The following is a 20,834-nucleotide window of genomic DNA, read 5'->3' as shown; positions in this document are numbered from 1 at the left end:
GTGTGAGATCCCCTCTCCGGCGCCATGCGCTGTTCTCGTCTGGCCTTGTGCGAGGCGGACGAGGAGGGGGGAGCTTTTGGTTACTGCTTTTTGCTTTCTTTGCTGCCTCGCTCCAGGCGGTTCCGCTCTCCTTTACTGATGACAGCGGCACTACGCTGATTTTCACCACACCTCCGCGACGCATCATCTCGTTGGCTCCCAATCTCACTGAATTGGCCTATGCCGCTGGCTTGGCCGACAAACTGGTGGCCGTTACCGCTTACAGCGATTACCCGCCCGAGGCAAAGAAGCTGCCTCTGATGGGTGATGCTTTTCGGCTGGATTGGGAACGATTGCTGGCACTCCAGCCTGATCTAGTACTGGGCTGGCAGAGTGGGCTGTCGGCGCGTGATCGCGCCATGTTCAGCAAGCTCGGGCTGAGATTGCTGGTGCTGGAACCTCGCCATCTGGAAGATATTCCCAAGGCATTACGCTTGCTGGGGCAGGTCGGTGGAACGGGAGAGGTGGCAGAAGCGTCGGCGCGGGAATTTGAGCGGCAGCGCGATGGACTACGTCTTCAGTATGCCGCGCGAGCTCCGATGCGCGCCTATTTTCAGATCGCCGATACGCCATTACTCACCGTGAATGGAGATCACATCATCAGCGATGTGCTGCGGCTGTGCGGTGCAGAGAACGTGTTCACCGCTGCGCCACTGCTGACTCCGACAATTTCCACCGAAGCCTTGCTTACGGCGAGGCCGGAGGTCTTGCTCGCCCTAGCGGTGAGTCCTCGCCAGATGGAAGACGTACTGCGTACTTGGCGTCTATTGCCGCTGCCAGCCGTTAAGCAGCAACACTACGGTTTCTTTGAGCCTGATCTGATGAGCCGCGCCAGCCCACGCATTCTGCAAGGCGCGACAGCAGTTTGCTCGCAGATAGATGCAGCTCGTCGCACTTTTTCTCGTCAGTAAGCGCTGATCAGGCTGTGCGTTCATGGAGAGTGGAGTTATGCCGAACCCAAGCCGAAAGAATCCCCTTCAAAATTATCGGAATTGGTCGTAGTATCCTTGCCCATGAGAACATTTCCTTTGACCGGTAAGATACTTCAGCATCTGGAAACGTTGACGCGTTACCGCGATACTTCCTTATTGAAGATCAGCTTGATGAACACCCTGCTTTCGTTGACTCGAATCAGCGAAGTGCGTTTGTATGATGTGTTCGAGAGCGAAGGCGAGCATCTGCTGGCATTGTCAGCTTGGAGCGAACAAGGTGAAGTGCATGGCAGTAACGACTCGCCTTCCGATGATCAGGTAGTGATGGTCGAGATAGACTCTCCCATCGCTCAGGCACTCTCTACACAAAAATCGGTCGCTATCCAGTCGGTGAGTGGCTATCAGACTTGCGTCCCTATTGTGCTTGGCGACAAACCCATTGCGATCTTTGAGTTCGACAGCGAGCAGTTGATTACTGATCATGAGCAAGATGTATTAGATGGTGTCATAGGTGTATTCCGTAACTATCTCGATCTGTTGCGCGATAGCCAGCATGACACGCTGACCGGCCTGCTTAACCGGAAGACTTTTGATTTCGGATTTGCTGGGCTGCTGGCTTCGTATGGACAGGAGTCCACGCATCCTTCTGAAGATCTGCGGCGGGTGGCAGATAATCACTGGCTGGCCGTGATGGATATCGATCATTTCAAGCGCATCAACGATAAGTTCGGTCACCTGTATGGTGATGAAGTGCTGATCCTGATGGCTAATTTGATGCGTACCTCGTTCCGTCGCCATGATCGGCTTTACCGCTTCGGTGGAGAAGAGTTTGTCGTATTGATGCGAAATGTGGATGTTGATGGGGTTCGCAGCAAGTTGGAGAAATTCCGTCAGTCGGTCGAGCAACATGAGTTTCCCCAAGTCGGGCAGGTGACGATATCTATCGGCTTTGCCCCTATCATGACCTCGGACACTCCCTCGGTAGTGGTTGGCAAGGCCGACGAGGCGCTGTATTTTGCCAAAGAGCATGGCCGCAATAGGGTGTGCGGATATGATGAGCTCATCGCCAGTGGCGAATTGGCACCTATGAAAAGTAATCAAGACGCGGATTTCTTCTAGAGATATTGGAACCGCTCACGGCATCCTTTTAGTTGTTGCAGTTCATTCCATGATTTAGTCAGTTCGTCGCAAGCCGCTTTGGCGACTAAGCGCTTGAGACTATAGTGCGCTCGTCATCAGCTCAAGGCGGCACTATGAAACCTACCGAAACACCACTTTTGCAACTGCGCGACATCCGCCGCCGCTTCATGCTGGGCGAGACTGCCATCGACGCACTTCACGGCATCTCGCTGGACATCCATGCAGGCGAGTTCCTAGCCGTGTGGGGACCCTCCGGCAGCGGGAAATCCACGTTGATGAACCTGATCGGGTTGATCGATGCGCCGACGTCTGGCGAGATCCAGTTCGATGGGCAACATACACGTCGACTGGATGACGATGCGCTGACCGAGTTTCGTGGCAGGCAGATCGGTTTCGTGTTCCAAAGCTTCAATCTGGTGCCAGTGCTCTCCGCGCTGGAGAATGTGATGCTGCCCTTGCAGATACGCGGCATTTCAGAGCACGAGGCGCGCGCCCGCGCCGCAGCGGTGCTGATGGATGTCGGGCTGGCGAAATTCGGTCTGTCGTATCCAGATAAACTGTCCGGCGGCCAGCGCCAACGTGTCGCCATCGCTCGTGCGCTGGTGGTCGCACCCAAGCTGGTGATCGCCGACGAGCCGACCGCCAATCTGGATTCCGAGAACAGCCGGATCATCGTCGATCTGATGCGCGAGATGAACCGCGCTCGTGGCGTCACTTTCGTCTTTACCACCCATGATCCGCGCTTACTTGAGCATGTCGATCGCAAGATTTTGCTGCGCGATGGACATATCGAATCCGATGAGGTGATGCAATGAATACCTTCAAACTCGCCCTGCGCGGCCTGTCGCGCAACCGCCGCCGTTCCTTGGTGACGCTGCTGGCCATCGCTTTCGGTTTTGCTGCCATCTCGCTGTTCGCCGGTTACACCCATAACGTCTATGACGGGCTGGCGCGGCAATCTATCCACGGCGAACTGCTCGGCCATCTCACCATCAGTCGTCGTGGCATGAGCACGGAAGGCAAGCTCGACCCCGAACATTATCTGCTCAGCAGCGCTGATGTCGCACGCATCACGCAACTGCTGAAAGATGAGCCACACATCAAACTGATCGCACCGCGTCTGGGGCTTTCCGGCCTAGTCAGCAATGGCCGTGCCAGCACGATCTTCATCGCCGAAGGCATCTCGCCGCAGGCGATGGAGAAGTTGCAGGAGAATGTGCTGACGGCAGACGAGGTGCGTAGTGGCATGTATGCCAGTGTCATCAAGAAGCTCGACCCGGCCGCGTCTGAGAAAGTGCTGCTGAGCGAAGGCTTGGCCGAGATGTTGCATCTCAAGCCAGGCGATACCGCGCCCTTGCTCACTAATACTATAGGCGGACAGGCCAACGCGCTCGATGCTACGGTGGGCGGGCTGTTCAACACCGGCAACGCAGGCAGCAACGACAAGTTCGCCTTCATGCCGCTGGCACTGGCGCAGTCGCTCTACGATGTTGATAGCGGAGCCGACCGATTGACCGTGCTGCTGGACGATGTGGCGCGCACGGAATCCATGCGCGACGATCTGCTGGGTAAGCTGAAAATGGCCGGCTTCGATGTGGAGATCAAGACCTGGCAGGAGCTTTCCGACTTCTATAACCAGGTCCACGACATGTTCGACATGATCTTCGGCTTCATCTTCAGCATCGTGCTGACGGTGGTGGTGATGAGCGTAGCCAACTCGATGGGCATGACGGTGGTCGAGCGCACCCGCGAGATCGGTACCTTGCGCGCCATCGGGCTGAAGCGCGGCGGCGTGGTGCGCCTGTTCACGGCCGAAGCCCTGCTGCTCACCCTGCTCGGCTGCGCCGTCGGGGTCGCCATCACCTTCGCCGTGCGCTACGGCATCAATGTCGCGCACATTTCTTACACGCCGCCCAACAGCGCCAGCGCCGTGCCGCTGCTGGTGGACGTGGATGCGGGGCGCACGCTTTTCACTGCAATGATGATGTTGCTGGTCGGATCCTTGGCCGCGTATCTACCCGCCCGTCGCGCTGCCCGGCAGCCGGTGATCGATGCACTTGGCCACGTTTGAGAGAGGTCGCCATGAAACTAGGAATCATACTTTCACTGCTGTTCTGGAGCGCTAACGCTTGCGCAGCGACGGATGCAAAAGCGCTGCTCGAACACGCTGATCGCGCTCGTGGTGGCGGCTTGCCGGGAATCGTGTGGGAGATTAAGCTGACCTCGCGCGATGGCGACAAGGTGTCGGATGAACAGCGTTTCGAGGTGCGCGCGGTGGATGATGCCAGCGTGGCTGAGACGCTGGAGCCGGCCCGCTTCAAAGGCTCCAAGCTGTTGCAGGTTGGGCGCAATATGTGGCTCACTCGTCCCGGTTTATCTAAGCCCATTCCTATTTCACCACGTCAGCGATTGAGCGGCGAAGCCTCTAACGGCGACATCGCCGCCACCAACTATGCCGGAGATTACGATGCGCAACTGACCGGTGATGAGGCGGTGGACGGCGAGGCGTGCCACGTGCTGGAGCTGACCGCCAAGCACAAGCGAACCACCTACGACAAGATACGCTACTGGGTGTCGGTCAAGCGCGAAGTGGGCGTAAAGGCTGAGTTCTACTCGCTCTCTGGCAAGTTGCTCAAGACCGCACGCTTCGATTACGGCAACACTCTCGCACACAACGGACAACGCATCCCTTTCGTTAGCCGCATGACCATCCGCGATGCGCTGCTGGATGCCGAGACGACGATGGTGTTCGGTACGGTGCAGGTTCGCAAGATCCCAGCGGCGGAGTTCGATCTGGGGCAGATGCAGTGAAAAAGCGTTTCGGAAGGCGTCTGCGGCGTTGCGCGGTACTCGGAGTCCTCATGTGCCGTCAGGCACATTCCAGCTCCTCTGTTCCGTGCGCCTTGCATCCATCCTCCCGGAACGCATTTTTGGGAGGATTCATCGGCGCGATCTTTTCCCTGCCCCTCCTCGCCGCCGATCTGCGCTGGGACGGCGCGCTTTATGGCTACGCAGCCCACAGCAGCCTGCGCGCCGATAGCGTGCTTAATCCCGCTAACCTGATCGCTCGCTTGCCGCAGAACAGCTCCACCGCCGAAGCACGTTTCAATTTCAAGGCCGAGGGCGAGGGGCTGCGACTCACCGCTCGCCCCATCCTGTTGGCGCAAGATGATCGCAATAGTTTCGGCAGTCAGCGTCAAACGGACGCGTATCTCAGTCAGTGGCAGTTACGCTGGCGTGCTTCCGAAGCCTGGAGTCTGGCTGCTGGGCGCGAGGTGCTGAACTGGGGGCCGGCGCAGTTCCGCTCGCCGTCCAGCCCATTCTATTTCGACAACGGTCGCAGCAACCCGATGCGCGAATTGTCTGGCGTGGATGCACTGAAAGCGTCGTGGACCCCGAACATGGAAACCACCTTGTCGCTGGCGCGTATCACTGGCTCTGGCCATGTGGTGCAAGACAGTTGGCGCGATAGCTGGTTACTCAAGGCAGACCAGCGTGGCGACGATTGGGCGGCTGGGCTGGCACTGGTGCATACGCCAGGACAGGGCGCGTTCACCGGTTTGCACGGACAGTTCACCGCCAGTGACGCACTGATGCTGTACGGTGAAGCATCGTCCTCCACGCGTGCCTCTGCACTGCAATCTCCTGCAGATGCGGCGCTGCCGTTCAGCATCGCCCAGCGATCATTCCGGCGTACCACCGCACTGTTGGGTTCGGCCTACACATTTGAGAACGGCCAGTCGCTCAACGCCGAATATCTGCACGATGGACATGGCTACAGTGCTGTTGAGCAAAGTACCTATTTCACCCGTGCCGCCGCGTCACCGATGAGCGCGGGCTTGTCGCTTGGCTATGCGCCATCCCTGTTAGGGCGCGATTACTTGCATCTGGTGTGGCAGAGCAATCTGATGGAAAGCGGCGGTTACTGGCGGACGATGGCGACGCACGGGTTCACCGATGGTGGCAATGAATTGTCCGGCTACGTCGAGCATGCCATCAGCGGACGGGTCACGGTATTTGCGCTGGGCGTGCTGCCGGTCGGTACGGCAAGGCAGGAGTCTTCCAGCCTGTTCAGGCATAGCGTGACGGCGGGCTTGAAGATTGCCCTGCACTGATTTCGTACGGATAATCCCATTATGCGCCACTTGCTGATCTCCACACTTTCGTCCTTGCTGTTCAATACAGCCATCGCGGGTCTGCTGACGGTGATCTCCTTCGGTGACAGTTTCTGGACTAACTTCGTGTTCTCGCAGTGTATCGGCTTGTCCATCTACGCGACCAATGCCACCGTGATGTGCCGCGTCACTGACCGGCGTCGGCGCTGGCTGGTGCTAGTCTTTAGCTTTCCCGGCAGTATCTTCCTCGGTGTCACGCTGGGTGCATGGATCACCGGTGCGGGCGACTGGAGCGATCCACGTGCTTGGGTCGCTGTGGTGATCGGCCTATTCTTCGGCGGCATCGGCGGCATCACTTACTTCCTGTCCGAGCGCATCGAGAAACTGGACGCCGAGGTGAAGCAGCGCCAGTTGCTGCAGAGCGAGACCGAACGGCGCGAGTTGGAGGCGCAACTCAAGTTGTTGCAGGCACAGATCGAGCCGCATTTCCTGTTCAACACGCTGGCCAATGTCGGCAGTCTGATCGACTCCGATCCAGTCGCTGCACATCGCTTGCTGGAACGTCTCAACGACTGGCTGCGCATCGCTCTCGCTCGTGCCCGCAGCGACCATGCCACGCTGGGCGACGAGTTGCACATGCTGGAAAACTATCTGGAGATACTGAAAGTGAGATTCGGCGAGCGGCTGCGCTGGCGCATCGAGGTGGGCGAAACCGCGCGTCAGACTCGCTTCCCGCCCATGCTGCTGCAACCCTTGGTGGAAAACGCCGTCCGCCACGGTATCGAACCCAAATTGGGCGGTGGCGAGATCGTGATGCAGATTCGTGAAACAGCGAATGGTCTGGAGATCGAGGTCAGCGACAGCGGTGCTGGACTAGGCAGTGCCGCTGATTCCGGCACAGGGTTGAGCAATGTACGCGCTCGACTGGCGGCGCTGTATGGGGCGCAGGGGCGGCTGATGCTGGAAGACAGGGTGGGCGGCGGTACGACTGCGCGGTTGGAGTTGCCACGATGAACGCCCTCCTTGCCGACGACGAACATCACTTGATCGATGACCTGCGCCGTCGTCTGTTGCGGCTATGGCCTGAGCTGAAGATCGTTGCCACCTTGCACGACGGTATCGCGGCTGCCGAGGCGCTGGCGACGCTACAGCCTGACATCGCTTTTCTCGATATTCGGATGCCGGGTTGCTCTGGGCTGGAGGCTGCGCAGTCCGCTCCGCCGGGGTGTCGGGTGGTGTTCGTCACCGCCCATGACGACCACGCAGTGCAGGCGTTCGAGCAGGCAGCGGTGGATTATCTGTTGAAGCCGGTGTCGGACGAGCGTCTTGCTCGTTGTGTGGCACGCTTGCGCGAGGCTGCGCCTGCGCCGGAAGCCTTGCTCGCCAAATTGCAATCACTGCTTGCGACTCCAGCTAAGCCGGAATCACTGCGCTGGCTACGCGCTCAAGTGGGGCAGACGGTGCGCCTGCTGGCGGTGGAGGAGGTGTGCTATTTCCAGTCCGCCGACAAATACACGGCGGCTTATACCCGCGATGCCGAGTTGCTGCTGCGCACACCGCTGAAGGAACTCATCACTCAACTCGACCCCGCAGAATTCTGGCAAGTGCATCGCGGCACGCTAGTCAATGTCCGCCAGATCACCACCGCTCGCCATGACCTGCTCGGGCGTATCACCCTGACCTTGCGTGACCGTGCCGAGACGCTGGCGGTGAGCCGCAGTTACACGCACTTGTTCCGGCAGATGTAGGGGATCAGTTCAGAGAGTGCAGGCCGATCATGTTGCCTTCGGAGTCCAGCACTAAAGAGATGAAACCGTACTGGCCGATGGACATCTTGCTGCGATGGACGCTGCCGCCGAATTCCGTGGCGCGACTCTCCTCCTCGGCGCAATCTTTGCAACTGAAATACACCAGCGTGCTGTTGCCACCGGAGCAAATACCTTCCATTTTGACTAGCGAGCCGCCTGCACCCCAGCGTGCAGTGTCTATCGGGAATGCCCACATCTCGATGGGATTCGAGAGTTTCTCCAGCGTGCATTGGAATACCGATGCATAGAATCGTTTCGCACGCTCCATGTCCTGCACATAGATTTCGAACCAGCCTACAGGATTGGGTTTCATGATGGGTGCCTTGGGTGGGGTTGGGCGTGATTTTGCCTGATTGTGCTGACTTTTCGCAAGAGTGGCAGGGGCTTAGTGCTGACGTTCCCAGCCGGTTTCTGCCTGCTCGGCTTCGAGGTTGATCGTCCGTGCGAGTACGAACAGCCAGTCGGACAGTCGGTTGAGGTACGGCAACAGCTTGCTTGAGATCAGCTCTTGCTGGGACAGCGCGGCCACGTCCCGTTCGGCGCGGCGGGCAGTGGCGCGGGCGACATGGCTGAGCGCAGCGGCGCGAGTGCCGCCGGGGAGGATGAATTCTTTCAGCGGCGGTAGTGCGGCGTTGTAACGGGCAGTAAGTTCATCGAGTCTGGCCACGGCTTGCGAGGGGAACTGGCCATGTTCTGGGAAGGCCAGTGCGCCGCCCAGTTCGAACAGTTCGTGCTGCGTGGATAGCAGGTCGGTGCGGATAGCGTCCGGCAGAGATTCGGTAAGCAGCAAGCCGAGCAGGCTGTTGAGTTCGTCCACGCTGCCGATGGCGGTGATGCGGGCGCTGGTCTTGCTCACGCGCGAGCCATCGGCAAGGCCGGTCGTGCCGTCGTCGCCGGAGCGGGTGATGATGTGTGTCAGGCGGTCGGCCATCACTGTTTGCTCATGCATTCGATATAGATCGCGGCATCCGGCTGGCCGCCGTTGCGCTGCGCCTGCCAGATCATCTCGCCCAGACATTCCATCATGGCGTGCTGGGCTTCGTGCTCGGATTCGTACTTTCTCGTCAACCGCGTGAACTGTTCGCGCACGCCGTGCGGCTGGCCGATGGAGATCTGCTCCTCGATGGTGAGGTGCATCATCAGGTGCAGGAAGGGGTTGGTGGTGCCGTGCTCCGGCAGGTAATCCTTGTCCAGCGCGACATCGGGATTGGCGAGCAATTCGTGGAACTCTGGGTGCTTTTCGATCAACTGCGCCGTCAGGTCTTCCAGCGGGGTGAGCAATTCGCTTGAACGGCGCTTGCGCCAAGTCTCGAATAGGAATTGGCGCGCTTGGTCGCGCGTGGGATTAAACAAAGACTTTCTCCTTGAATTCGCACAGGTCGGCGATGAGGCACTGGCCGCACTTCGGCTTGCGTGCCACGCAGGTGTAGCGGCCATGCAAAATCAGCCAGTGGTGGGCGTCGAGCTTGAATTCGTTCGGCACGACTTTGATCAGCTTGTGCTCGACTTCGACCACATCCTTGCCGGGGGCGAGTCGGGTGCGGTTGGAAACCCGGAAGATGTGTGTATCCACCGCGATGGTGGGTTGGCCGAAGGCGGTATTCAGGATCACGTTGGCGGTCTTTCGGCCCACTCCGGGCAAGGCTTCCAGCGCCTCACGCGTCTGCGGAACCTCGCCCTGATGATGTTCTAGCAGCAAGCGACAGGTCTGGATGATGTGTTTGGATTTGGTCTGATACAGGCCGATGCGCTGCACGTAGCTGCGCAACTCATCCTCGCCCAAGTCGAGTATGGTCTGTGGCGTGTTGGCGACGGGGAACAGTTCGCGCGTGGCGAGGTTGACGCTCTTGTCGGTGGCCTGCGCCGACAGCACCACCGCCACCAGCAACTCGAACGGGGTCTTGTATTCCAGCTCGGTGGTGGGATGCGGGTTGGCCGCGCGCAGGCGCGTGAAGATCTCCCCGCGCTTGGCTGCGTTCATCAGTGCGTCGCGGGAGAGCAGCCGCCTTCTATCGTCACGGCGACGGTATCGGCTTTGCGCGCCTGACGCTGGCTGTGCCAATTCTTCAGTGCGATCAAGCAGCCTAGGCCGATGAAGGCGCCGGGCGGCAGTATCGCGAGCAGGAAACCGTGATAGTCGGGGATGATGTGCAGCACCCAGTCTTTGGCGGCGGCACCGAGTGCGAGGTCGATGCCGGAGAACAGTGTGCCTTTGCCGATGATCTCGCGGATGGCGCCGAGTACCGCCAGCACCAGCGTCAAGCCCAAGCCCATGGCGAAGCCATCCAGCGCGGCATGGCCGACGGCATTCTTGGCGGCGAAGGCCTCCACCCGCGCCAGCACGATACAGTTGGTGACGATCAGCGGAATGAAGATGCCCAGCACCACATACAAACCGTACATGTAGGCGTTCATTAGGTACTGCACCACGGTGACCAGCACGGCGACGATGAGGATATAGACCGGGATGCGGATCTCGTTGGGGATGTAGTTGCGGATGGGCGAGACGGCGGCGCCGCTCAGTGCCATCACGACGGCGGTCGCCAAGCCGAGGCTGACCCCGTTGACCACGGTGCTGCTCACCGCCAGCAGCGGACACATGCCCAGCAGTTGCACTAGTCCGGTGTTTTGTTTCCAGATGCCGTTGTACAGGATGTCCTTGTAGGTCGGATCGCTCATGGTTTGTGCTCCTCATTGGCGGCGGGCGCGAACAGCTTGTCCTTGTTTGTCTCGAAATACTTCAGCGCCTTGTGGGTGGCCTTGATCACGGCGCGCGGTGTGATGGTCGCGCCTGACATGTAGTCGAACTGACCGCCGTCCTTCTTCACCTTCCAGCCCGGTTCGGGCAGGTTGGCGTGCGACTTGCCGTCGAAATTCTTGATCCAATTGCCCTTGGGGAGTTCGATGTAGTCGCCCAGCCCCGGTGTTTCGTGGTGAGTGACAACCCGTACGCCCGCCACTTCGCCGTTGGCGCGTATCGCCATGATCAGCCAGATCCGGCCACTGTAACCATCCGGCGCGATGGCTTCCAGCACGACAGCGGAGGGTTCGCCGTTCAGGCGGGCGCGGTGGATGACAGTGGTGCTCGGTGTGCCCAGTAAGGGATCGGCGGCCACCTCCAGCGTGTCCTGAATGATGTCGTTGTCATACAGCTCAGTCGGCAGGAGTTGGGTGATCAGTTTGAGCTTTTCGGCCTCTTCCGTCTTCTTGATCGTGTCTTCGGTCAGCAGGTGAGTGGAAGCCAGCACGAAGGTGCCGATCACCGAGAAGAACAGCAGATTCACTGCCGTGCGGAACGAGGCGCGGGCGAGCGTGTTCCTCATTTCCCCTTCTCCTTTTTGCCGAACACCTTGGGTTGGGTGTAAGCGTCGATCAACGGCACGCAGATGTTCATCAGCAAGGTGGCGAAGGCCATGCCGTCGGGGAAACCACCGAATGCACGGATCAGATAGGTGATGATGCCCGCACCTGCGGCGAAGATGATCTTGCCGCGTGGGGTGGTCGGGCTGGTCACCGGGTCGGTTAGGATGAAGAACGCACCTATCATCGCTGCACCCGAGAACAGGTGGAACAGCGGCGTGACGTAATGCGCCGGGTCGATCACATGGAACAGCCCTGCCGTGGCGTACAAGGTGCCGAGATAGACGATGGGCAAATGCCAGCTGATGATGCGACTCCACAGCAGGTACAGTCCGCCGAGGGCGAAGCCGGTCGCCACCATTTCGCTACCCTTACCTGCGAGGCGGCCATAGATCGGCATGTCGCGGATGTCGCTGATGGTCGCGCCCAGGTGTAATTGAGTCTTGAGCGTGTCCAACGGCGTGGCCATGGTCACCGCATCCAGCGTCAGACCGCGCGGCAGCACACCGTTGAAGATGTAGCCCAGTTGTTCCAAAAACGAAAGCTCGGAATGGCCGACCGGATGCGGTGTTAGCCAGTGCGTCATCTGTACCGGGAAGGAGATGATGAGCACGGCGTAGCCGATCATTGCTGGGTTGAACGGGTTGTTGCCTAAGCCGCCGTACAGGTGTTTGGAGATGCTGATGGCGAAGATTGTGCCGACTACCACCAGCCACCAGGGCGCCAGCGGCGGAATAGACAGTGCCAGCAACCACGCCGTGAGCAGGGCACTGTTATCCTTCAGGAACGGCTCGACTGGGCGGTCGCGCAGCTTGAGCATGGCGGCTTCGGTGGCGAGTGCGGCAACACTGGCTAAGGTGATCGACACCAGAATCGCTGGGCCGTAGTACCAGACGTAGAGCGCGATGCCGGGCAGCAGCGCCAGCATCACCTTGAGCATGATCTCGGCGACGCTGGAGGGTTTGCTGATGTAGGGCGAAGTGAACATGTTATTCCTTGGGCGACTCGGCTGGCGCACTCGCCGTAGCATGAGCGTGCTGCTCATGGTGCTTGTCTAGGTCTGCTTCGGGATGCGCCAGCTCCTGAATATGCGCGCGGCGAGCTTCGATCTCGTTGATCTTGGCTTGCTGTTCGGGCGTCAAATTATCAGTGTTTCTCGGTTGCACGGCATCGTGTTGCGCCTGTACTCGCGCCATCGCCGACTGGATGCGCGCTTGCGCATCTTCGTCAGTGTTGGTAGTGGCCGCAGCAGCGTCGGCCTGTTGTTTGGCGAGCAGCGCGGCGCGCTCTTTCTGTGCCAGCTTCTCGGCTTTTTCTTGTTTTTCGCGTTCGATGCGGAATTGGCGATATTCGTGGCGCTCACGAGCTAAGTCGGCAGCGCGCTTGTCGCGCTCACGTGCCCAGATTTCGCTCTTGGCATAGCGGTAATACTGCACCAGCGGGATGTTGCTGGGGCAGACGTAGCTGCATGCGCCGCATTCGATGCAGTCGAACAAGTGATAATCCTGAGCTTTGCCGAATTCCTTGGCTTTGGCGAACCAGTGCAACTCTTGCGGTTGCAGCTCCGCTGGACAGACCTCGGCACAGCGAGTGCAGCGTATGCAGGGCATGGTCGGCGCGGGAGCTGGGAACGATTCGGGAGCGGTAGCGATGATGCAGTTGGTTGCCTTGACCACGCCGACCTGATCGGACGGCAGCATGAAACCCATCATCGGGCCGCCCATGAGGTAGCCGTTGGTGCCGGATTTAAGGCCAGCTTGTGCGACCAGTTCGGCCACGGGCGTACCCAACAGCACTTCGTAATTTTGTGGACGTTCGACATTGCCGGTGACGGTCACTACACGGGACAACATCGGTTCGCCATAAGAGATGGCGCGATAAGCCGAGTAAGCGGTAGCTACGTTGAAGCACTGCACGCCTTTTTCGGTAGAGCGCACACCCGCAGCGACTTCGATGCCGGTCAGTACGCGGATAAGCTGCTTGGCGCCGCCACCAGGATAAACGGTAGGCACGGCGACCGCTTCCATGCGCTCATGTTTGCCATCGATAATGGCTTTCTGCATCGCCGCCAGCGCCTCCGGCTTGTTGTCTTCGATGCCGACCACGACCTCTTCGGCGTGCAGTAAGTCGCGCATCATCTCCGCGCCCAGCAAAATTTCTTCGGCGCGTTCGCGCATCAGTCGGTCATCGCAGGTGATGTAGGGCTCGCACTCGGCACCGTTCAGCACCAGCGTCTTGAGCTGATGTTTGCTGCTGTACAGCTTCATGTCGCTAGGGAATACCGCACCGCCTAAGCCGACCACACCTGCGTCGCGCAGGCGGTGGCGAATGTCGGAGTGCGACAGTTCGCGGTAGTCCACGCCCAGATTCTCTACCCATTCATCCTTGCCGTCGGGAATCAGGGTGACGCAAAGATCGTCCATGCCTGAAGGGTGAGCGACCTTGCTGTAGTTGATGGCGGTGATGGTGCCGGAAGTGGAGGCGTGTACCGCGCTCGATAAACGTCCGTCCGCCTTGCCGATGACCTGCCCTTTGAGCACATGCTCGCCCACGCTGACCACCGGTCGGGCGATGTTGCCGACGTGCTGGTGCAACGGAATGACCAGCTTCGATGGCATCGCTGCCGCGAGGATGGGCGTTTCGCTGGATTGCGTCTTGTTGGTGGGCGGATGCACGCCGCCGTGGAAACGATGGAGCTGTCTCATGGTTTCGCAGCCTTTGTGCTGGGGATCAAGGCGTACACCGGATACTTCCACTTCCAAGTGGTGACGGATTCTGCGATCGGTTCCATGCTGATGCAATCGACCGGGCAGGGCGCGATGCACAACTCGCAGCCGGTGCATTCCGAAGCGATGATAGTGTGCATCTGCTTGGCGGCGCCGAGGATGGCATCCACTGGGCAGGCTTGCAGGCACAGCGTGCAGCCGATGCAGTTGTTTTCGTCCACGAAGGCGACGGCTTTGGGTTTGGGAGCGGCACCTTCGCCGAAGGGTTTGGCTTCCACGCCCAGTAACTCGGCCAGCTTCTGGATGCCTTCTTCGCCACCGGGCGGGCACATATTGATGTCGGCACCACCTTCGGCGATGGCGGTGGCGTAAGGTCGGCAGCCGGGGAAGCCGCACTGGCCACATTGTGTCTGTGGCAAGATCGCGTCGATCTTATCAACCAGCGGGTTGCCTTCAACTTTGAATTTGAGTGCGGAGAATCCTAAGCCAGCGCCCAGAACCAGCGCGAGGATGGACATGACCAGTAGCGCGGTCAGCATTATTTGATGAGTCCCGCGAAGCCCATGAAAGCGAGGCTCATCAGTCCAGCCGTGATCATGGCGATAGCCGATCCCTTGAATGCGGGGGGGACATCTGCGCCTTCTAGTCGCTCACGGATGCCGGCGAATAGGATCAGCGCCAGTGAGAAGCCCACCGATCCACCGAAACCGAATAGTAATGACTGGATAAAGTCGTGTTTCTCTTGCACGTTGAGCAGCGGGATGCCGAGCACGGCGCAGTTCGTGGTGATCAGTGGCAGATAGATGCCCAGCGTCTGGTACAACTCGGGGCTGGTCTTCTCGATCACCATCTCGGTGAACTGTACGATGGCAGCGATGACCACGATAAATGATAGTGTGGTGAGGTAGGCCAGATCGGGGCCGAGCAAGTATTCGTTAATCAGGTAACTTGAGCCGGAACCCAGCGTCAGTACGAACGTGGTTGCCGCGCCCATGCCGAATGCCGCTTCCAGTTTTTTGGAAACGCCCATGAACGGGCAAAGCCCGAGAATCTTGACCAGGACGATGTTGTTGACGAACACCGTACCGACCAGAATGAGCAGGTAATCAGTCATGATGGCCTAAAAATTTAGGCGCGGATTATGCGCCGAAACGGGGTGGGGTTCAATCACCCGTGAGTATATCCATAGAAGGGGTAGATATATCTGCTGGTTGAATTTGCGTATGGCGTAGTCTGTGCGGATATGCTGGGCAATGGTACGTTCAGTCGCGGGGTATATTTCTTGATTAACGGCGTGTACTATGCAAAAAAGCTGTTCAGCATTAGCCCTGGGGAGGGAAAAATGAGAGCGCTATGTTTAGTTTTTCTATTATTTCTGTCAGGTTACTCTTGGGCTGAAACGCAAGCTGTGCCGCTGCGCTTGGCGCTTTCTGCGGTGTTCCTCGGTGAGCGACAGGATGTGGTGGTGCGCTGGCGTGATTATCTGGAAAGCCATCTTCAACGTCCGGTCATGTTCGTGCAGCGCAAGAGTTACCGCGAGCTGACCGATATGCTGCAACAGGGCGAGTTGGATGCAGCGTGGATTTGCTCCTCGCCCTACGTTAAGCACAAGTCAGTGCAGAAGCTGATGGCGGTCGGGGTGTGGCAGGGTGAGCCGCTGTACCAGTCGTATCTGATCGTACCCGCGACTGACACCACTACCCATTCCATTGCGGATCTGCGCGGCAAGATTTTCGCCTATTCTGATCCTGAATCGAATTCTGGCTACTACGTCGCTCAAGGCGAGCTGCTCAACCTCGGCGTTGATCCCAAGCACTTTTTCTCCAAGACCATGTTCACTTATGCGCATCGCAAGAATGTTGAAGCCGTGGCGGCGGGGCTGGTCAATGGCGCGCGGGTGGATGGTTATATCTACGACATGCTGAATACCCTGTATCCGGCGTTGATCGCCAAAACGCGTGTGGTGCAGAAGTCAGAAAAGTTCGGTTTTCCACCCATCGTGGCGCGGATTGATCTGCCTCAGGCCGAGTTTCGTCAGTTGAGTACGGTGCTGCTCAATATGCAGAACGATGCCGAAGGCAAAGCGCTGTTGGCCGCCTTGGGGCTGGACAAATTCGTGGCAGGTAACGATCACCTGTTCGATGGCGTAGCTGAGCTGGTAAGCAAGGTTGATCGGGCTGGAGGTGGAGTGAATGTTCCATAACTTTAGCCTTCGTACCAAACTGGCCGCTTTTGTGGTGCTAGTGGTGGGCGTGACGGGCTGGGTGATTGCCGGATTCGTGTTGTGGCATGACTACCGCAGTGAACAGGAGAACTTGCGTAATGATGGCTTAGCATTGGCGACGATGTATCAGCATGTGTTGCTCGATCCTCTGCGCCAAGAAGATGATTTTCATACGTTTGAATTGTTGTCTGCACCATTTTATGACACCAATCGTAAGGCCTTGGGAACGAGTCGGCGCGCATTGCAACACGTGATTCTGCTAGACGATCAGGGCAAGGTATTGGCAAGCTCTGACCCAATCCACATCCCTTTGTTGGCTAAGTATGCCGAAGTTGAGCCTGAATTCGAGAAGGCTAGCCTAGGTTTGCCTCAATTCTTGCAAGGTATGGCACCGCGTTGGATCGAACATGACGAGGTGCGCGGGCTATATTTGCTGGTGCCGCTAGGCGAAAACGGAGTTAAGTACGCTACGCTGGTCATGGACTATTCCATGCAGGTGATTATTGATGGTTTTATGACTAGAGCGTTGCAATCGCTCGGCATCATCAGTCTCATCTCTTTTGTCCTGATGCTCTTGGCGTATCGTCTTGCGCATCGCTTGTCCGACCCTTTAGCTAGATTGATGCAGGAGATGCGTCAATTAGCTGAGCGACATGGCTGGCGAGTTGTGGCGGACTCGCGGCAGATGGATGAGATCTTGCAGTTGCAAAATACCTTCCGTGAATTTGAATGTGGGCTGTTGAATGCAGAATTGCAGCGGGATGAGTCTTTGCAAAGGGAGCGTCTAGCTTTGGCTGCGCTCGACCACAGTAGTCAGGGCGTGGTCATCACTACGCTTGATGCGTCCATCATCTACATCAATAACGCGTATTGTAACAATGTCGGCTATAGCCAGAATGAGCTGCTGGGACAGAATCCTCACTTTATGCAATCGGGCAAAACACCAGCGGAAACGTACCAGTCCTTATGGGCAGCCTTGACGGCAGAGCAAAGTTGGCAGGGTGAACTGATTAACCGACGCAAAGATGGCGGTGAGTATCTAGAGTTGCTCACGATCTCGCCGATCCGTCAGGCCGATGGGCGAATCTCGCACTACCTAGCGATACAGGATGATATTTCTCAGCGCCGTGCGGCGGAAGAACATATCCGACATCTGGCTGAACATGACGCTCTGACGGGGCTGCCGAATCGAGCGTTGTTGGAAGATCGTTTGGAGCAGGCGATCAAGAGCGCGGCGCGTAACAAGGAACGATTGGCGTTGATGTTCCTTGATCTTGATAACTTCAAACAAGTGAATGACTTGCAAGGTCACCATCAGGGCGATCAATTATTGAAGCTCGTGGCTCAGCGTTTACTCGGAACGCTACGAGCTTCCGATACCTTGGCCCGCTTGGGCGGGGATGAGTTTGTACTGCTGGCTCCCATCAACAGTGAGACAGAGGCACAGTTGCTGGCGGCTAAAATCGTACAAATCTTGTATGAACCGTATTTTCAGGCTAATGCTTCCGAACTGAGTGTCTCAGTCAGCATAGGTGTGAGCCTTTACCCAGAGCATGGTCAAACTGCTGAGGCGTTGACTATGTGTGCTGACATTGCCATGTATCAAGCCAAAGCAAGAGGCCGAAATACTTACTGTTTATTCTCTCCTGAGATGCAAGGGGACTTGCGCGATCGCGTGACCTTGGAAGGTGAGCTGCGCCTTGCGCTGCAACAACGGCAATTTGTGTTGCACTACCAACCCCAATTCGATGCACAGACGGGCGAAGTGGGTGGGCTGGAGGCCTTGATCCGCTGGCAACATCCGCAGTATGGTTTGCTCCATCCTGAGAATTTCATCGCGGCGGCAGAAGGCTCTGGTCTAATCGTTGAGATCGGTGCTTGGGTGATCGACGAGGCTTGTCGGCAAGTGCGTGTCTGGCTGGATGCAGGGCTTGTCGTGCCATGCCTAGCCGTGAATGTCTCGTTCAAGCAATTCCATGGACATGACTTGCAAGGCACCGTAACCGCCGCGCTGGAGCGATATCGCTTGAGTGGAGCGAGCCTAGAGTTAGAGTTGACAGAAAGTGTGATGTTGCGTGATCCGGATCGAGTGTACGCCGTGTTGCACGGGTTGCGCCTGATGGGTGTTCGGCTGTCTATCGATGACTTTGGCTCTGGCTATTCCAGTCTGATGTATCTCAAGCGACTGGATGTGGATACGCTGAAGATCGACCGTGCATTTGTGACCGACATCCATTCAGAAAAAGGGCGGGCGATGGTTGAAGCCATCATCAAAATTGCTCAAACCCTCAAGTTGCATACGGTGGCGGAGGGGGTAGAAACCGTGACTCAATTGACTGAGTTAAGGAATTTGAATTGCGGCGAGATTCAAGGTTTTCTACTTGCTAAACCGATGCTCCCCGACCAGGTCAAGGTGCTACTTGCTGAGGCAGAGCGCCATAATCTGATCGATCAAATCATGCCGGCGAACAATTTCGTCATTTGATCGCGAGATCAAATCTCGATCTTGGTCCCCATTTCGATTACTCGATTGGTCGGGATCTTGAAGAAGTCGGCGGCATTCATAGCGTTCTTGGTCATGGCCAAGAATAGCCTTACACGCCACATCACCATGCCTGGCTTCGCTCGGGCGACGACCAGCGCGCGGGAAATGAAGAAGGAGGTCGTGGCCATGTCGAAGTACAAGTCGTGGATACTACACATTTCCAGCGCCGCAGGGATGTCTGGCGTTTCCATGAAGCCATACTCCAGATTGATGCGGTAAAAGCTTTTGCCAAGCACACTGATTTGCATACGTTCGTGGTTAGGTACATAGGGGCGTTCTTCGACGCGGACGGTCATCAGTACGTTGCGTTCATGCAATACCTGATTGTGTTTGATGTTGTGCAGCATGGAGGAGGGGGCGCCCGAGCCAGCGCTGGTCAAGAATACGGCAGTGCCACTAGCCTTGGGGATGTCGTCGGAACCATCGATGATGACTTGTAGCGGTACTTCGTTGCGGGCGATCTCGGCGAACAATAATTGGCGTCCCCTACGCCAAGTCATCAGTACGGTGAACGATATAACAGCGATAGCCAGCGGGAACCAGCCGCCTTGGGGGATCTTGATCGCATTGGCAAAGAAATAAGCGAGGTCGGCCAATAATAAAATCGTCACCAGCGGTATCGACAGCCACAGCGGCCAGCGCCAAGCGAGGAAGATCATGAAGGAGATCAGCAGGGTGTCGATGGTCATGGTGCCGGTCACGGCAATACCGTAAGCCGCTGCCAGATTGCTAGAGCTCTGGAAGGTCAGTACCAGATAGATCACAGCGAGGTACAGCGTCCAGTTGGTGAACGGTGCGTAGATCTGGCCGCGCGCCTTGTCCGAAGTTTGGCGTATCTCCATACGCGGTAAGAAGCCCATTTGCACGGATTGACTAGCCACAGAGAATGCGCCTGAGATGACTGCTTGCGAGGCGATCACAGTCGCGGCAGTGGCGAGGAAAATCATCGGCATCAGCGCCCAGCTAGGGGTGAGTAGGAAGAATGGATTCTCGATGGCCTCGGGGTGGTCGAGCAACATCGCACCTTGGCCAAAATAGTTGAGCACCAGCGCCGGTAGGACGAAGGTGAACCAAGTTACGCGGATGGGGAAACGGCCAAAGTGTCCCATGTCGGTGTAGAGCGCTTCGCCCCCAGTGACAGCCAATACCACCGAACCGAGCGCCAAGAAAGAGAGTTTGGGGTCTTGTAATAGGAAGTGGGCGGCGTTGAGGGGATTGAGCGCCAACAACACATGTGGATTGATGATGATGTGCGATAAGCCGATCACCCCTAGGCTCAGGAACCAGAACACCATGATCGGGCCGAAGGCCAGTCCGACTACGCCGGTGCCTCGTTTTTGCACGAAAAACAGCACAGTCAGTACCGCTACGGTGATAGGCAACACATAGTTGCCGAGTTCGGGAGAAATGACGTTGAGCCCTTCGACAGCGGAAAGCACCGAGATCGCTGGGGTGATCATACTGTCGCCGAAGAACAAGGCGGCGGCGAAGATGCCCAGTGCGGTGACGACCCACTTGGTGCGCGGACTTTTGGCGGTCAACTCACTGACCAGCGCCAGTAGGGATAGGGAGCCGCCTTCGCCGTGGTTGTCGGCGCGCATGATGATGGCGACGTATTTCAGCGAAACCAGCAGCATGATGGTCCAGAACATCACTGAAAGTACGCCGAGAATATTGGCTTCAACCACCGGCAACGGGTGGTGTCCAGCAAATGTCTCCTTCAGCGCGTACAACGGGCTGGTGCCGATGTCGCCATAGACCACGCCAATCGCGCCTATCATCAGCGCAGACATGTTTTGCTTCGGTCCGGTGTGGCTCATATTCGCATCTCGGGCTTCGATGAGGCGCGCACTGTACCCTTGCCTGTTAGCGAATGCAATCTGAGTGATTCTGCTTGAGTGTCAAAAGCGTAGGAATACAATCACCACATGGCTGCTTCCGAGCC

General features: G+C 57.7%; 21 protein-coding genes. 10 read left to right on the top strand and 11 right to left on the bottom strand.

Annotated features, from left to right (window positions below):
• Nucleotides 1-2 precede the first annotated feature (2 nt).
• From OYT1_RS10835 to OYT1_RS10800, 8 genes are all read left to right on the top strand, one after another.
• Nucleotides 3-950 carry a cobalamin-binding protein gene (locus OYT1_RS10835; protein ID WP_172588547.1) on the top strand — a complete coding sequence of 316 codons (948 nt, stop codon included), beginning with the start codon at nt 3-5 and terminating at the stop codon, nt 948-950.
• A gap of 102 nt (nt 951-1,052) precedes the next feature.
• On the top strand, nt 1,053-2,090 hold the full coding sequence (locus tag OYT1_RS10830) for a GGDEF domain-containing protein (RefSeq protein ID WP_084611955.1): 1,038 nt from the start codon (nt 1,053-1,055) through the stop codon (nt 2,088-2,090).
• 134 nt (nt 2,091-2,224) lie between these two features.
• Nucleotides 2,225-2,926: an ABC transporter ATP-binding protein gene (locus OYT1_RS10825; RefSeq protein WP_062626367.1), complete on the top strand. Its 702-nt coding sequence runs from the start codon at nt 2,225-2,227 to the stop codon at nt 2,924-2,926.
• Complete coding sequence (locus OYT1_RS10820) at nt 2,923-4,182, top strand: ABC transporter permease (protein WP_062626366.1); 1,260 nt, start codon at nt 2,923-2,925, stop codon at nt 4,180-4,182. Before OYT1_RS10825 ends, OYT1_RS10820 begins: the two co-directional genes overlap by 4 nt.
• 11 nt (nt 4,183-4,193) lie before the next feature.
• Nucleotides 4,194-4,922 (top strand): outer membrane lipoprotein-sorting protein, encoded by a 729-nt coding sequence (locus tag OYT1_RS10815; RefSeq protein WP_062626365.1) that lies wholly within the window; start codon nt 4,194-4,196, stop codon nt 4,920-4,922.
• 119 nt (nt 4,923-5,041) lie between these two features.
• Nucleotides 5,042-6,226 (top strand): hypothetical protein, encoded by a 1,185-nt coding sequence (locus OYT1_RS10810; protein WP_062626364.1) that lies wholly within the window; start codon nt 5,042-5,044, stop codon nt 6,224-6,226.
• Between the two features lie 21 nt (nt 6,227-6,247).
• Nucleotides 6,248-7,240: a sensor histidine kinase gene (locus OYT1_RS10805; protein ID WP_062626363.1), complete on the top strand. Its 993-nt coding sequence runs from the start codon at nt 6,248-6,250 to the stop codon at nt 7,238-7,240.
• Nucleotides 7,237-7,974 (top strand): LytR/AlgR family response regulator transcription factor, encoded by a 738-nt coding sequence (locus OYT1_RS10800; protein ID WP_062626362.1) that lies wholly within the window; start codon nt 7,237-7,239, stop codon nt 7,972-7,974. Before OYT1_RS10805 ends, OYT1_RS10800 begins: the two co-directional genes overlap by 4 nt.
• 4 nt (nt 7,975-7,978) lie before the next feature.
• On the opposite strand, the gene OYT1_RS10795 is transcribed toward OYT1_RS10800, so the two are convergent.
• The 10 genes from OYT1_RS10795 to rsxA form a co-directional block, all read right to left on the bottom strand.
• Entirely contained in the window at nt 7,979-8,347 is a 369-nt protein-coding gene (locus tag OYT1_RS10795) for a VOC family protein (RefSeq protein ID WP_062626361.1), read from the bottom strand.
• Nucleotides 8,348-8,419: 72 nt separating this feature from the next.
• The gene (locus tag OYT1_RS10790; protein WP_062626360.1) at nt 8,420-8,965 is read right to left on the bottom strand and encodes a cob(I)yrinic acid a,c-diamide adenosyltransferase; all 546 of its coding nucleotides are present in this window, start codon (nt 8,963-8,965) and stop codon (nt 8,420-8,422) included.
• The gene (locus tag OYT1_RS10785) at nt 8,965-9,387 is read right to left on the bottom strand and encodes a DUF1841 family protein (protein WP_062626359.1); all 423 of its coding nucleotides are present in this window, start codon (nt 9,385-9,387) and stop codon (nt 8,965-8,967) included. Before OYT1_RS10785 ends, OYT1_RS10790 begins: the two co-directional genes overlap by 1 nt.
• Nucleotides 9,380-10,015, bottom strand: coding sequence for an endonuclease III (gene nth, locus OYT1_RS10780; protein ID WP_062626358.1), 636 nt, complete (start codon nt 10,013-10,015; stop codon nt 9,380-9,382). Before nth ends, OYT1_RS10785 begins: the two co-directional genes overlap by 8 nt.
• Entirely contained in the window at nt 10,015-10,713 is a 699-nt protein-coding gene (locus tag OYT1_RS10775) for an electron transport complex subunit E (RefSeq protein ID WP_062626357.1), read from the bottom strand. The genes nth and OYT1_RS10775 overlap by 1 nt, the downstream gene beginning before the upstream one ends.
• Nucleotides 10,710-11,357: an electron transport complex subunit RsxG gene (gene rsxG / locus OYT1_RS10770; RefSeq protein ID WP_062626356.1), complete on the bottom strand. Its 648-nt coding sequence runs from the start codon at nt 11,355-11,357 to the stop codon at nt 10,710-10,712. The genes OYT1_RS10775 and rsxG overlap by 4 nt, the downstream gene beginning before the upstream one ends.
• Nucleotides 11,354-12,382, bottom strand: coding sequence for an electron transport complex subunit RsxD (gene rsxD / locus OYT1_RS10765; protein ID WP_062626355.1), 1,029 nt, complete (start codon nt 12,380-12,382; stop codon nt 11,354-11,356). Before rsxD ends, rsxG begins: the two co-directional genes overlap by 4 nt.
• Before the next feature lies 1 nt (nt 12,383).
• The gene (gene rsxC / locus OYT1_RS10760; RefSeq protein WP_062626354.1) at nt 12,384-14,099 is read right to left on the bottom strand and encodes an electron transport complex subunit RsxC; all 1,716 of its coding nucleotides are present in this window, start codon (nt 14,097-14,099) and stop codon (nt 12,384-12,386) included.
• The gene (gene rsxB / locus OYT1_RS10755; RefSeq protein ID WP_062626353.1) at nt 14,096-14,659 is read right to left on the bottom strand and encodes an electron transport complex subunit RsxB; all 564 of its coding nucleotides are present in this window, start codon (nt 14,657-14,659) and stop codon (nt 14,096-14,098) included. The genes rsxC and rsxB overlap by 4 nt, the downstream gene beginning before the upstream one ends.
• Nucleotides 14,659-15,234: an electron transport complex subunit RsxA gene (gene rsxA / locus OYT1_RS10750; RefSeq protein ID WP_062626352.1), complete on the bottom strand. Its 576-nt coding sequence runs from the start codon at nt 15,232-15,234 to the stop codon at nt 14,659-14,661. The genes rsxB and rsxA overlap by 1 nt, the downstream gene beginning before the upstream one ends.
• 228 nt (nt 15,235-15,462) lie before the next feature.
• On the opposite strand from rsxA, the gene OYT1_RS10745 reads away from it, so the two are divergent.
• Together OYT1_RS10745 and OYT1_RS10740 are read left to right on the top strand one after the other, a co-directional pair.
• The gene (locus tag OYT1_RS10745; RefSeq protein WP_172588546.1) at nt 15,463-16,323 is read left to right on the top strand and encodes a substrate-binding domain-containing protein; all 861 of its coding nucleotides are present in this window, start codon (nt 15,463-15,465) and stop codon (nt 16,321-16,323) included.
• Nucleotides 16,313-18,829 carry a putative bifunctional diguanylate cyclase/phosphodiesterase gene (locus tag OYT1_RS10740; RefSeq protein ID WP_062626350.1) on the top strand — a complete coding sequence of 839 codons (2,517 nt, stop codon included), beginning with the start codon at nt 16,313-16,315 and terminating at the stop codon, nt 18,827-18,829. Before OYT1_RS10745 ends, OYT1_RS10740 begins: the two co-directional genes overlap by 11 nt.
• An 8-nt stretch (nt 18,830-18,837) precedes the next feature.
• Here OYT1_RS10740 and OYT1_RS10735 read toward each other — a convergent pair whose 3' ends face one another.
• Nucleotides 18,838-20,709, bottom strand: coding sequence for a potassium transporter Kup (locus tag OYT1_RS10735; RefSeq protein ID WP_062626349.1), 1,872 nt, complete (start codon nt 20,707-20,709; stop codon nt 18,838-18,840).
• Nucleotides 20,710-20,834 lie beyond the last annotated feature (125 nt).

The organism is Ferriphaselus amnicola (assembly GCF_000974685.2).
Lineage (GTDB): Bacteria > Pseudomonadota > Gammaproteobacteria > Burkholderiales > Gallionellaceae > Ferriphaselus > Ferriphaselus amnicola.
The sequence above is the reverse complement of the archived record's forward strand: the minus strand, read 5'-3'. Positions and strand labels throughout refer to the sequence as shown.

Excerpts from the sequence above, each read along its gene's own strand:
- OYT1_RS10800 (WP_062626362.1), top strand. The coding sequence starts at position 7,237 with ATGAACGCCCTCCTTGCCGACGACGAACATCACTTGATCGATGACCTG.
- OYT1_RS10825 (WP_062626367.1), top strand. The coding sequence starts at position 2,225 with ATGAAACCTACCGAAACACCACTTTTGCAACTGCGCGACATCCGCCGC.
- nth (WP_062626358.1), bottom strand. The coding sequence starts at position 10,015 with ATGAACGCAGCCAAGCGCGGGGAGATCTTCACGCGCCTGCGCGCGGCC.
- OYT1_RS10795 (WP_062626361.1), bottom strand. The coding sequence starts at position 8,347 with ATGAAACCCAATCCTGTAGGCTGGTTCGAAATCTATGTGCAGGACATG.
- OYT1_RS10815 (WP_062626365.1), top strand. The coding sequence starts at position 4,194 with ATGAAACTAGGAATCATACTTTCACTGCTGTTCTGGAGCGCTAACGCT.
- rsxG (WP_062626356.1), bottom strand. The coding sequence starts at position 11,357 with ATGAGGAACACGCTCGCCCGCGCCTCGTTCCGCACGGCAGTGAATCTG.
- rsxC (WP_062626354.1), bottom strand. The coding sequence starts at position 14,099 with ATGAGACAGCTCCATCGTTTCCACGGCGGCGTGCATCCGCCCACCAAC.
- rsxB (WP_062626353.1), bottom strand. The coding sequence starts at position 14,659 with ATGCTGACCGCGCTACTGGTCATGTCCATCCTCGCGCTGGTTCTGGGC.
- OYT1_RS10790 (WP_062626360.1), bottom strand. The coding sequence starts at position 8,965 with ATGGCCGACCGCCTGACACACATCATCACCCGCTCCGGCGACGACGGC.
- OYT1_RS10805 (WP_062626363.1), top strand. The coding sequence starts at position 6,248 with ATGCGCCACTTGCTGATCTCCACACTTTCGTCCTTGCTGTTCAATACA.
- OYT1_RS10745 (WP_172588546.1), top strand. The coding sequence starts at position 15,463 with ATGAGAGCGCTATGTTTAGTTTTTCTATTATTTCTGTCAGGTTACTCT.
- rsxD (WP_062626355.1), bottom strand. The coding sequence starts at position 12,382 with ATGTTCACTTCGCCCTACATCAGCAAACCCTCCAGCGTCGCCGAGATC.
- OYT1_RS10820 (WP_062626366.1), top strand. The coding sequence starts at position 2,923 with ATGAATACCTTCAAACTCGCCCTGCGCGGCCTGTCGCGCAACCGCCGC.
- OYT1_RS10735 (WP_062626349.1), bottom strand. The coding sequence starts at position 20,709 with ATGAGCCACACCGGACCGAAGCAAAACATGTCTGCGCTGATGATAGGC.
- OYT1_RS10830 (WP_084611955.1), top strand. The coding sequence starts at position 1,053 with ATGAGAACATTTCCTTTGACCGGTAAGATACTTCAGCATCTGGAAACG.
- OYT1_RS10775 (WP_062626357.1), bottom strand. The coding sequence starts at position 10,713 with ATGAGCGATCCGACCTACAAGGACATCCTGTACAACGGCATCTGGAAA.
- rsxA (WP_062626352.1), bottom strand. The coding sequence starts at position 15,234 with ATGACTGATTACCTGCTCATTCTGGTCGGTACGGTGTTCGTCAACAAC.
- OYT1_RS10740 (WP_062626350.1), top strand. The coding sequence starts at position 16,313 with ATGTTCCATAACTTTAGCCTTCGTACCAAACTGGCCGCTTTTGTGGTG.